Annotated in this window: 8 protein-coding genes; all 8 read right to left on the bottom strand. The window is 53.1% G+C overall.

The genetic code is table 11. The features are described 5' to 3' along the window. Positions 1 to 18: 18 nt before the first annotated feature. Complete coding sequence (locus ACMGG9_RS06610) at positions 19 to 759, bottom strand: ABC transporter ATP-binding protein (RefSeq protein WP_033650620.1); 741 nt, start codon at positions 757 to 759, stop codon at positions 19 to 21. After that, the gene (locus ACMGG9_RS06605; protein WP_019454384.1) at positions 759 to 1,526 is read right to left on the bottom strand and encodes an ABC transporter permease; all 768 of its coding nucleotides are present in this window, start codon (positions 1,524 to 1,526) and stop codon (positions 759 to 761) included. The genes ACMGG9_RS06610 and ACMGG9_RS06605 overlap by 1 nt, the downstream gene beginning before the upstream one ends. A 313-nt stretch (positions 1,527 to 1,839) precedes the next feature. Next, positions 1,840 to 2,727, bottom strand: a complete 888-nt coding sequence (gene galU / locus ACMGG9_RS06600) for a UTP--glucose-1-phosphate uridylyltransferase GalU (RefSeq protein ID WP_033650619.1) — start codon at positions 2,725 to 2,727, stop codon at positions 1,840 to 1,842. Between the two features lie 487 nt (positions 2,728 to 3,214). After that, positions 3,215 to 4,228: a UDP-glucose 4-epimerase GalE gene (galE, locus tag ACMGG9_RS06595; protein WP_033650618.1), complete on the bottom strand. Its 1,014-nt coding sequence runs from the start codon at positions 4,226 to 4,228 to the stop codon at positions 3,215 to 3,217. Positions 4,229 to 4,672: 444 nt separating this feature from the next. Beyond that, positions 4,673 to 6,049 carry a TolC family outer membrane protein gene (locus ACMGG9_RS06590; RefSeq protein WP_033650617.1) on the bottom strand — a complete coding sequence of 459 codons (1,377 nt, stop codon included), beginning with the start codon at positions 6,047 to 6,049 and terminating at the stop codon, positions 4,673 to 4,675. 2 nt (positions 6,050 to 6,051) lie between these two features. After that, entirely contained in the window at positions 6,052 to 7,383 is a 1,332-nt protein-coding gene (locus ACMGG9_RS06585) for an HlyD family type I secretion periplasmic adaptor subunit (protein ID WP_033650616.1), read from the bottom strand. Between the two features lie 54 nt (positions 7,384 to 7,437). After that, positions 7,438 to 9,204 (bottom strand): type I secretion system permease/ATPase, encoded by a 1,767-nt coding sequence (locus tag ACMGG9_RS06580; RefSeq protein ID WP_033650615.1) that lies wholly within the window; start codon positions 9,202 to 9,204, stop codon positions 7,438 to 7,440. Between the two features lie 380 nt (positions 9,205 to 9,584). After that, complete coding sequence (locus ACMGG9_RS06575; RefSeq protein ID WP_033650614.1) at positions 9,585 to 12,578, bottom strand: beta strand repeat-containing protein; 2,994 nt, start codon at positions 12,576 to 12,578, stop codon at positions 9,585 to 9,587. Between the last annotated feature and the right edge of the window lie 23 nt (positions 12,579 to 12,601).

Raw genomic sequence — 12,601 nt, 5'->3', positions numbered from 1 at the left:
CAATCACGGTTATGAATTTCAACTCATTGCTTCTTTATATTGCGCTATAACAGTATGAGCCTCACCCATAACTTTCATCTTATGGTTTTCTATCCAGATGACTCTATCGCAAATTTTTTCGATATCACGAAGATTATGGCTAACAAAAAGAATTGTCACCCCTTTCTTCTTGAACTCATTAATAGTTTCGAGACATTTGCGTTGAAACGAGATGTCCCCGACTGCCAAAACCTCATCGATAATCAGAATATCTGGATCAACCTGCGTAATGACAGAGAAACCCAGCTTCGCCAACATACCGCTGGAGTAAACTCGGATGGGCTCGTCAATAAATTCACCCAGCTCGGAGAACTCGATGATTTTATCCAAACGCTGCTTCAACTCCTTACGACGAAGGCCTAACAGCGTCGCATTCAGTCGAATATTCTCACGGCCAGTCAGCTCGGGGTGAAACCCACCGCCTAACTCCAGCATCGAAGCCACACGGCCAACTACATGAACAGAACCGGATGACGGTTTCATCACACCGGCGACCAAACCAAGCGACGTACTCTTCCCCGCACCGTTTCGGCCAATAAGCGCAACCGATTCGCCTTTTTTAACCTGGAAACTGATATCTTCAATCGCCAGATAGCTACGACCACTCAGTAAACTTAGTGCACGACGCGGGTTAAAAATCAGCTCTTTAATGCCAGATCCAATATGATGGTATAATGGATAGCGCTTAGTCACATTTTTAAATTCTATAGCTACGCTCATTATAATATCTCTGCAAATCTGTACTTCAACTTATTGAAAATGCTGACACCAATGATAATGAACAGCAACGCATATCCGTAAAGCATGCCTATCTGGTGATAATCAATTACGCCATTCATAAAAAGATCACGCCAGCTCAGTATCATGTTAGCCAGTGGATTAAAATCAATCAGGAAGCGATATTGTTCAGGAATCATATCACCGGAGTACAAAATCGGCGTGCAGTAGAACATCAGCATGATACCCAGCGTGATGAAACGTTCCAGATCGCGGAAGAAAAGGTTCAGCGTCGATAACATCATCGCGATCCCGAAGGTCATCATCATCTGCGCAATGCCGATAAGCGGAACCCCCCAAAGCCAATCAATTGATGGACGCATGTCATAGACATAGAGAAAGAAGATAATGACCGGAATCGTGCAGAGGAAATGCAGACACTCCATCAGGACATTACTAAAAGGAATGACCGAACGCGGAAATACGGTTTTTTTGATGATCTGTGCGTTTGCGATAAACGAATACAAGGAGTTAGTCGTTGAGCTGGCAAACCACTGCCAAGGGAACAGGCCTGTAATAATGAAAATGGTATAGTTTGGTATTTGAACCCGCATGACCAATTTAAAAATAAAATAATAGATCATAGCAAAGAGTAATGGATTAGCAATTGACCATAAATAGCCAAAGAAGCTGCTTTTATATCTTACTTTTAATTCTTTCTCTGTGATGACCGAAGCCAAATCCCAAAGATAACCTAAGCTATACTTCATATAAAAACTCGATTTAAGATTGAAATTCCCTGACAGATGAAACATGGCCGTACGTCTTCAGGTCCAGCGTAGCCAGATGGCATGACGGGTAGAATGCGTTGCTGAACTAATCGCAACCACGCTACCGCCCCTGGCATTGCGGCAACCAGAGCACACTTAAAACAACCTGTTGATTTTACTTCATAACCGGGAAAACTTCCTGCACCCAGTTCGCTACACAGCGCGATGAGCGCGTGTAACCTGCCCTCAAGCTACATCCAGCCAATTCATTTTACTTTAGGAATCGGCTGGATTCGTCAGGTCTAGCAGACGCTTAAGCCTGCAACATCCCCTTTAACCACTCAGAAAATGCTTCACCCTGCGTCGGATGACGAAGACCATACTCAACAAAGGCCTTCATATAACCTAATTTATCACCGCAGTCATGCGAACGCCCAACCATGGCGAAAGCCTCAACCGGTTTTTGCTCCATCAGCATGGCGATAGCATCGGTAAGCTGGATCTCACCGCCAGCGCCATAAGGCGTTTTTTCCAGCAGCGGCCAGATATCAGCAGCCAAAACATAGCGGCCAACGACAGCCAAATTTGAAGGAGCCTCTTCCTGCGAGGGTTTTTCGACGATCGCATGCATCGGCACGCTTTGGCCTGGCGCCACGGCCACGCCGCGACAATCAACCACGCCGTATTTGGACACGTCTTTTTCTGGCACAGGTTCTACCATGATCTGGCTGCGACCGTGCGCTTCAAATTCAGCGATCATGCTGGCGAGGTTATCTTTCGTCAGATCAGAGGCGATGTCGTCCATCAGCACATCCGGCAGCAACACGGCAAACGGCGCATCACCGATCAGGGGTCTGGCACAGAGTACCGCATGGCCCAACCCTTTGGATTGCCCCTGCCGCACATGCATCAGGGTCACGCCTTTCGGACAGATAGACTGAACTTCTTCCAGCAGTTGGCGCTTAACGCGTGACTCCAGCATGCTTTCCAATTCAAACGAGGTGTCAAAATGGTTTTCAATAGCATTTTTTGACGAGTGCGTAACCAGAATAATCTCTTTAATACCGGCGGCGACGCATTCATTTACGATGTATTGGATAAGAGGTTTGTCGACAACCGGTAGCATTTCCTTAGGAATCGCCTTAGTGGCCGGTAACATGCGGGTACCAAGACCGGCAACGGGAATGACAGCTTTCAGCATATCTGTGGGGGCTCCCAACGACTTCAGTTTCATTAATGCAACATGTCAAAATTATCGCGATAACATTTCGACGTTATCGCCGTCCTCGGTTATGCAACCAAGAGACCTCTATTTTCTTCGGGCTGAATTATACACCCATGTGGGAAGTTAATACATTAACGCCACATAGACAAAACGTCATTTGTCTATGCAGTAACCGCCAGCCACCAAGAAAAATCCTAACACACTGAATAACAATAAAAAATAAACCATTCATGCTTTCAAACTTGTCCTAAAAACCTCCTGACGCCAGGTGCCGTTTTTGCTACCGCAGGGTAAGAGTGGCCAAAAAAAGCAAAATTTAATAAGCACGCTAATAAAAACACTGGTTAATTGAGAATGATTATTAATTACAAGAAAAGTACTCCCCGGTATCTTCATGACCAACAACGAAAAAGCCCACATCGAGATGTGGGCTTTTTCGTTGCTTAACTTTATATCAGTTTTCTTACTTATACCCTTGCGGATTTTTCTTCTGCCAGTTCCAAGTGTCGCGCATCATGTCATCAATATTCCGACGTACTTTCCATCCTAGCTCTTGATATGCCAGATCCGCGTTCGCCCAGAAAGCAGGCAGATCGCCGTCGCGGCGAGGCAAGATTTGGTAAGGGATCGTTACGCCGGAAGCTTTTTCAAATGCCTGAACCATCGCCAACACCGAGTGCCCTACACCGGCCCCCAGGTTATAAGCCTTAAATCCGCTGATCTTCGCCAGATGATCCATCGCTTTGAGATGACCGTCGGCCAAGTCCATAACGTGAATATAGTCGCGCTCGCCCGTGCCGTCTTTTGTTGGATAGTCACCACCGAAAATACCCAACTTCTCCAGTTTGCCGATAGCCACTTGCGAAATATAAGGCAGCAGGTTATTGGGAATACCGTTAGGATCTTCGCCGATCAAACCCGATTCATGAGCGCCGACCGGGTTGAAGTAACGCAAGGCAATAATCGAAAACTGCGGTTCAGCCTTAGCGAAATCCTGCAGGATCTGCTCCACCATCAGCTTAGACGTGCCATAAGGGCTGGTCGTGCCGCCGATCGGTGTCGTTTCAACATAAGGCACCGGCGAATTGGCACCATAGACAGTGGCGGAGGAACTGAAGATGAAATCATGTACGCCGGCACGGCGCATAGCATCCAACAGTACCAGCGTGCCGGTGACGTTATTCTGATAATACTCAAGCGGTTTGCGCGTTGACTCTCCAACAGCCTTGAGGCCGGCGAAGTGGATCACGGCAGTGATATCATGCGCGCCGAAGATACGATGCAGGCATTCAGCATCCTGAACATCGCCTTGATAGAACACCGCGGCTTTCCCCGTCAGTTTCTCCACGCGCTGCAATGACTCCGCAGATGAGTTGGACAAATTATCCAGCACCACAACGTCCTCGCCACGCTCCAGAAGCGATAGCACGGTGTGCGATCCGATGTAACCAGCGCCACCGGTAACTAAAATTGCCATATCAACCCCTTACGCTTCGATAGCATCGAAGCATAGTTACTCGTTCTATAAGAAGACCGTTTGTTTCATGAGACGTTCACGCAAACCATCCATTGATGACAAAACGCATAATACAGCTCAATGGTTCACGCATGAAGAGAAAACGGTATGTGCGCCTCTTGAGCGATGAAGGGTTAACTGCAGCATCACCTTTTCCTGGGGGTGAACGTGGCATCGCGCTTGGGTGGCTTCTCGTTATCTTTCGGCAGAATTCGATACCCTCTCAGGAGCATGACTGCATTCCAAGTCCAAGCCCAAGCCCAAGCCCAAGCCCAAGCCCAAGCAGACATTCTTTATGAATCAAATAAAAAACAAGTAAACACAACCTGAGAAATACACGCATGAAATTGAAAAAGAGCAGCTTAACGCTGCTCTTTCAGAGTCATGCTTATAGTGGAATAACCTCTAGCGATTACGGGCAAAATACTGCGCGACGCGCAGCACATCCTTCTCGTCCAAGGTGCCGGAATCGCTCAACAGGGTAATCCAAGACTTGATATAGGTGTATTTGGCGGAGGCCAAGTCACGTTGGGCGCTGTAGAGCTGCTGTTCGGCGTTGAGCACATCGACGTTGACGCGCTGCCCCGCCAACACGCTCTGCCGGGTCGCCGTCACCTGCGTAGTCGCCGACTTCACCGCCAATTCGTAGGCCGCCAGTTTGGCACGACTGCTGATGCACAGATTGAACTGCTTGCGCAGATCGTTCAGCGTCGTGCCGACTTGCGTGTCCATTTCGGCCATCGCCTGGCCGTACCGCGCCGCGGCCTGCCGGGTGGAGGCCGCCACGCCGCCGCCGGAGTAAATCGGCAGGCTCACCTGCACGCCGATGCTGTCGGTACGATATTTCTGGTTAACCGTGTTATCGCTGCTGGAGTCGTTTTCCGAATGCGAAGCGTAAAGTTGCACGTTCGGCATAAAGCCGGCGCGGTTTCTCTCCACTTCGTATTTCGCCGCATCGACGCCATGGCGCGAGGCGGCCAGCACTGGGTTGTTTTCCAGGGCGATCTTTTGCCACTCTTCAAACTTCGACGGGATCAGCGGCGCCACCTTGAATTGCCCTGGCCGTAAGCTCTGCAGCTCATCCAATTGATTCAACGGCACGCCGATGATCACCTCCAGCTCACGCTGCGCAGCGTCCAGCGCGTCGCGCGCTTCTATCACCTGCGCCTCTGCCAGGCTGTAGCGCGCCTGCGTTTCGGAGACGTCGGTCAGGGTCCCCTCACCCGCGCTCATCAGACGATCGTTCAACGCCAACTGTTCTTTATAGGCTGCTTTCTGCGCCTCGGCCAAGGCGATTTGATCTTTGGCATAGGCCACTTCGACATACGCGCTGATCACCCTCACCGCCAGATCGAGCAGTTTGCCGCGATAGCGCTCATCCGACATCATCGTCTGCGCCACGCCGCCTTTATAACGCGCATAGGCCTCATAATCGAACAGCGGCTGCGTCAGCGTCACCGAGCTGGAGTAGCTGCGGTACTGCTGGCGCCGCGTCGCTTCCGTAATGTTGCCAAAGAAGTCGCTTTGCGGATATTTCTGGGTTTGCCAGTTACGCGGCGAATTCTGGTAATTCAGCGATACCTTCGGCAGCAGCCCCGCCCTGCCGATGTTTTCGTTTTCATCCCCCGCTTCTTTCTCTTTTATAGCCGCCCGGAAGGTCGGGTCCTTTTCTAATGCCAGCGAATATGCGTCTAAAATCCCTATCGAATAAACCGGCGCAGACATCGCAAACAAAAGGGTGCCGATAACCAGACCGGCAGCCTGTCGTTTTGAATGAATCAAAATTATTCCTCGGTTAATGAAGTATGAGCGCGATCCAAAATAGGTTTAAACAGATAGCTCAGCAGCGAGCGCGACCCCGTTTTCACGAACACCTCCACCGGCATCCCCGGCTTGATGTCCTCGCCACTGAGCATTTTCATGCCCTCCGGCGAGACCGTGACCTGCATCTGGTAGTAGGGTTCGCCATTGGTTTTGTCGACCAGACGGTCGGCGGAAACCAACGTGACCGTTCCCGGAATTTTCGGGGTTTTGTTTTGGTTGAAGGCGGTAAACATCAGATCCACCGGCAACCCGTTGTACACCTTATCGATCAGGTCGACTTTGAGGCGAGAATCCACCACCAAAGTCGCCTGGCTGGGCACAACGTCCATCAGGTGGTCACCCGCTCCCACGACGCCCCCCTGAGTGAAGATATTCAATCCGACCACGGTGCCGTCCACCGGTGAGGTGATGGCAGTGTTGCCCAGATCGAAATCGGCCATTTGCAGCTTGTTGCGGAACTCGCTGGCGTCCATTTGGGTTTGCGCCAGCTGCGTTCTGACCTCGCGCTGATAATCAGCAAAGCGCTGATCGATGCGTTGCTGAGATTCCTGCAGTTGCTTTTGCAATTGGCCAATCCGCCCGACGGTTTCGTCGATACTGCTGTTCACCTCGGCGAACTGGCGTTGAATTTCCAGGTAGCGGTTGCGCGGCAGGTATCCATCCGCGGCCAACTGCTTCATGCTGTTCATCTGTTCGCGCAAACTGGAAAGCTGGATCTGTTTATTGGCACGCGAATCCTGCAGGCCTTTCAACTGGAAGCGGATCCCGTCCATCGACTGCTTATAGCCGTCTATTTCACTTTGCAGCCCTTGGCGGCGGGAAGCGAACAGCTGCGTTTGCAGCGCAATAATCTCCGCGACACGCGGCTGATCCTTGATCTTGGCGAAGATCGGGGAAAACGTGACATGGCCCAGCCCATCCCGTTCAGCAAGCAGGCGCCCTTCGGTAGCCAAGGTGGTGTAGTACTGATCGCGCAGCGAATCGACCTGAGCTTGCGCCTGCACCTGGCTCAGTTGCACCAGCACCTCGCCGGCTTTCACCTTATCGCCGTCTTTCACCGCGATATTTTTGATGATGCCACTGGCCGGAGCCTGCACCGTTTTACGATTGCCGGAAACGGTTACCGAGCCCGGCGACGCCACCCCTTTATCCAGAGGCGCAAACGCCGCCCAGGCCAAGAAGCCGAACACGCCCACTCCCAGCGCCAACCACCCCAGGCGGGTATAACGACGCTCATCCAACGGGATCTGTTCTGAGTACGAGTCATGCGGCTCGCCAATATGCGTAGACATACCAACTCCTTTGACTGCCGGCGACGCAACGGCGCCGCCAGGCGAGTTCACGGCTTAATTAGTTTGAGTTTTAGGGATATCGCCTTCATCCGGCTCGGAGTTCACCGCACGCACCGCCTGCGGAGGCACCTGCGCTTTTTGCGCATTCGCCAAGGCCTGCAATACCTGCTGCGTTGGGCCAAATGCATTGACGTTCCCGTTAACCAGCAGCAACAGCTTGTTGGTCATCGCCAGCAGATTGGTGCGGTGAGTAATCAGGATCACCGTTTTATTGCGCTGTTTAAGGAACGTAATGGCCTGGTTCAACGCCCGCTCACCGGCATCGTCCAGATTGGAGTTGGGTTCATCCAGCACGATAAGAGACGGATCGCCATACAGCGCACGCGCCAAACCGATACGCTGTTTCTGGCCGCCGGACAACCCGGCGCCACCGCTGCCGATCACCGAATCATAGCCATTGGGGAAGCGCAGAATCAGCTCATGCACGCCGGCCAACTTGGCGGCCTCAATCACTTTCTCCGAGTCCAGCTCGTTGAAGCGGGCGATGTTCTCCGCGATGCTGCCGGCGAACAGTTCAATATCCTGCGGCAGATAACCGATATAGGGCCCCAACTCGTCCTTGTTCCACTGGTAGATGTCGGCATTGTCCAGTCGCACGATGCCTTCACTCACCGGCCAGATGCCGACCAATAGACGCGCCAGCGTCGATTTGCCGGAGGCGCTTGGCCCAATAATCCCCAGCACGTCTCCCGGCTGAACGGCGAAACTGACGTTATGCAATACCGCGCTCCCCTTCGAGCCCGGCGGCGTAGCGGTCACCCCTTCAACGGAAACCACCCCTTCCGGACGCGGCAGCGACATTCCGGTACCGCGAGGCGGATGCTGTTCCAGCAGGCGCACCAGACGCTGATAAGCCAGCTTGGCGGAGCTCCAGCTTTTCCATACGTTAATCACTTGCTCGATCGGCGCCAGCGTGCGCCCCATCAAGATGGAACCGGCGATCATCATGCCCGGCGTGATGTGCCCATCGATCGCCAGCCAGCCCCCCAGCCCCAAAACCAGCGACTGGAGCGACAAACGCACAAACTTGGTGATCGATGTCACCCGCGATGCCCGCTCGCTGGCGATACGCTGACTATTCAGGAAGCGCTGGTGTAAACCGAACCAGCGTCCCTTCAGGTTAGGCAGCATCCCCAGTGCTTCGATCACTTCGGCATTGCGCAAATTCGTGCTGGCCAGATTGCCTGACATGATTGAAAGCCGGCTGGCATCCGCCAGCGGCTTCTTCGACACCACTTCGTTGATCACCGCCAGGGCGATCAACAGCAAGGAGCCTACCAGGGCGAACAACCCCAACCAAGGGTTAAACAGGAAAATCACCAGCAGATAGATCGGGAACCAGGGCGCATCGAAGAAGGCAAACAGCGCACTACCGGTCAGGAATTGGCGCACGTTGGTCAGATCGCTCAGCATCTGGCCGGCATCGGACGAGCCGTTCTTTAAATTCGCCTCGTAAGCCGCCGTATAAATGCGCGTATTGAGGCGCATGTCCAGCTGGCTGCCGATGCGGATCACCACCATGCTGCGCACGTATTCCAGCAAGGACATCATGCCGAACATCCCCAGCATGATCAGCGTCAGCATTAACAGCGTGATTTCATTGCGCGAAGGCAGCACCCGGTCGTAAACCTGGAGCATGTAAATGGAAGGAACCAGCATTAACAGGTTAATAAACGCAGTAAATATACCAACGGTCCAGAAGACTTTGCTGCGTGTACGTATAACATCCGCAATTTCGTTGCGCGGGATAAATTGATTCACGTTCTGCCCTTACATCATGTGCACTGTCAGTCCAATCCGCATTGACCCCCTACCTAAAGAAATTCCTAAAAAAAGAATTATCCCGAGAAGGCTCACCCCAAAGAAATGCCCGAGACTGCAGATACTTTCGTTAACTATAGGTAGAGAAAGTGAAAACCGGCAAGGTGGGTCATAAAAAAAAAGCCGGTCAACGCGCCTGACAAAAGCCCAACAAAACAATGCGATATGAGAAAATAAAAGCAGGGAGGGAAGAGAACGAAATGGAATAACTTAGAGAGGATGACGCCGCTCACAAAATTAAACATGCGGGGGATTACGCCCCCGCATTATTTAACCCCAAATAGTTCCACATGGAATTATTTGTTATTGCAACTTTACCCTTAGGCGTAGTGCAGAGTATCCACCAATTGCTGATGGTTCTGGCCAGTCAGGTAAATGACAGTATCGTTGGCATCCAGCGTGTGGTTATTGTTATTGTCAATAATCACATAGGAGTCAGCATTGTTACCTGTCCCGCTGAACACCACAGAGGCCACACCCACTTTCCCGGTCAGCGAGTTTGGATTGCTCAGCCCCAGGATGCCGCCCAACAGGCCGACGACGCCGGTGGTCAGACCGCCAACCAACGATCCCAACAGCGCATCCAGCGTATCTGCAGCGCGAGTACCGTAGTCTGATACCGCAGTGCCGGTATTGGACAAGGTCAGGCCGGAAGCGGCATCGACGATCTTGTCTTTCGCGGTGCTGAAGTCGGTGATGGTGACCCCCGCCTGCGAGTTACTGGATTTCAGATCGTAAGTATTCGCTCCGTTACCGCCAGTCAGCGTGGTGTTACCCAGCACGTTGAAGCTGTCGGTCGTCGACGTCCCTTCCACCGTCAATTGGTAACCGTTCAGACCCAGCGTGTTCAGCAGCGGAGTCAGCAGCGCCGTGGTAGCCGCACTCAACGGCAAGGCTTTCAGCAGTTGCACGATAATACCGTCACCGGTACCCGCATGGCTTGAATCCAGGTTCAAACCACCGGTATTGGCAGAGGCATTGATGTCGCGCACGTTGCTGTAGCCCGCGCCCACGGTCAGGTTCAACGCATGGTCGCCGGTCACGTTAATATTCTGAACCTGCGCGTTGGTGCCTGCCAGAGACAGAATATTGCTGAACGCACCGGTCCCGCCGGAAGCCACGTTCACCGTCGTCAATGCCGTCCCCAACAGAGCGCTGCTGCTGCTGTTCAGGCTGATGGCGCCGGCATTCACGTTGGCAGAGCTCACCGCATCAAAGTTGATGTTGAAGTGATCGGTGGCATTCTGCACGAAGGTGAAGTTCAGCGTACTGGCGGAGGTCGCGTCCCCTTTCACTTCCAGCTGCGCGGCGTTGCCGCCGGCGGCGTTGATGACGTTGACGTTAGCCAGGCCGGAGATCACAAACCCTTGCGCACCCAGGTTGGTCGCCGCCGCGTTCTGGGTGACAGTGCCTCCCGTGGTGCCTTCCACCGTGGACGTGCCGTTGGTCAGGCCAAAGTCGAAGGTGTTGGTCGGTGTTGTGACGGTAGTGGTAGTCGGTGAACCAACCAGCGGTGTCGTAATCAGCGTACCGACAGACTTGCCGATATAACCGGTCAGATCAATCTGCTCGAAGTTCGAGAAGTTGTTGGCGTTACTGGTTACGGTGCTGGTACGAACGCCCAGGGCGTTCTGGTTGGTCACCACGGTTTTGGTGATGAAGTTGGCGGAGATGGAGTCCGTCCCTGCGCCACCGTCAGCCTTGACGGTATTGGCGACGGTGTTCGCCGCGCCGGCGACGGCGTTACCCGCCCAGTGCAGGCTGTCGTTGCCGGCGCCGAGGTTAAACTGCGCGGTACCTGTCGCGATGTTTGCCGTCGAAGTGACGACCACGTTATCTGCGCCGGAGCTGGCATTCAGGATCACGTTGCCGTTGTTGACGGTGACAGCAACCCCAGAACTGGCGCCGTTGTCAGACAGATTCACCGTTGCCGCGCTGGTGCCGTTGATGGTCAGGTTGGCCAAGTGATCGGCGAACTTCAGGTTGACCAGGCTGGCGGCGTTGGCGTTCAACACCACGTTGGTCAACACCGCGGTCTCCGCATTGCTCAACGCATGGCTGGCGCCGGTATTGACGGTGCCGGTGCCGTTGCCGCCCCCCGCCGTAACAGACAGATTGGCATTAGTTTTATACAACAAGCTGGTGCCGATATCGAATTCGAAAGCATGCTGTTGAGTTACGGTTGCCGCATCCGTTGCGGTCGAAGAGCGCAGATCATTAATAATCGCTTGGGTAATGATCCCTTTGTCTGAGCCCAATGCGCTGTAAATAGCCAGTTGGGCCGTCGTGGCGGCAACGCCGTGCACCGCGGTGAAAACATGCTGGATAAAATCAGTGCCGGTTAACTGCCCGCCCTTACGTTGGAACTCGGAAGAACTAACCAGGTTACCGATCAATGAGTTATATGACATGCCGGCGGCTAACGCTTTACTCCAGGTGTCTAAACCGGATGCATCAACGCCGCGTTCCGGAACGCCCAGGTAGACAGCCGCGATTTGTTCCTGGAACGCCAATCCTGGGAGATGGCCTGGTTGGTACACGGTCGTAGCGCTATTGAAATGTTGCTGCGCCGTCAGATCGCCGGCCGCGACGGTGCCACGCAATGCCTGGATAATATCAACCACCAGATCGGCACGAGTCGCGCCCCCCTGCAGCAATGACAGGAAGCTGGCAGATTCGGCAGAGGATGGCGCACGCTCGTAACCAAATTGGAACAGACGAGCGATAAATGCGTCGTCACTCAGCGAAGTCAGGTAAGAACGCCCCGCAATGTTGGCGGCCGCGGCCTGAGTGATCGTCATCCCGGCATTGATTTTAGCGCCAAAATAGTTGACGGCATCGGCAGTCACGGTCGAACCAATAACATGCAAAATAGCTTGAATATCCGATGCACCCTGCCCTAAGGCAGCGGAGGCCGTCGAAGGATATAGCAACGTGTTAACCGTGTTTTGGAATGCGGTCTGTTGAGCCAATATCGTGGCGTCGCTACCGCTGTAGTTCAGCAACCCGCTGACGACATTGGAAACCGCCGAACTCAGGGTGTTGCCATTCAGGAAATCAGTCAGTTGTTGAGATGTGGCGGCAGAGCCATACTCACGGGTATAGATAATCTGCAGAATTTCCGAGTCGGTTTTCCCAGAATAGAGCGCATTCCCGCCGGAAGAGCTGATGAAGAACTGTGCCAGTTGCGCTGCGGTTTGTGTGCCACCCTCGAGCTGCTGCCCATAGGTGTTGATCTCGGTCAGAGACGGAGTACGTCCCAAAACCGAATAGTAGATCGCCGCCGCCTGCTGCTGAGATGCTAGAGAAGCCATAAAAAACTCCTAATCTAAGTGAG

The sequence above is a fragment of the Serratia sp. BNK-10 genome (assembly GCF_047456065.1).
GTDB lineage: Bacteria > Pseudomonadota > Gammaproteobacteria > Enterobacterales > Enterobacteriaceae > Serratia > Serratia ureilytica.
The sequence above is the reverse complement of the archived record's forward strand: the minus strand, read 5'-3'. Positions and strand labels throughout refer to the sequence as shown.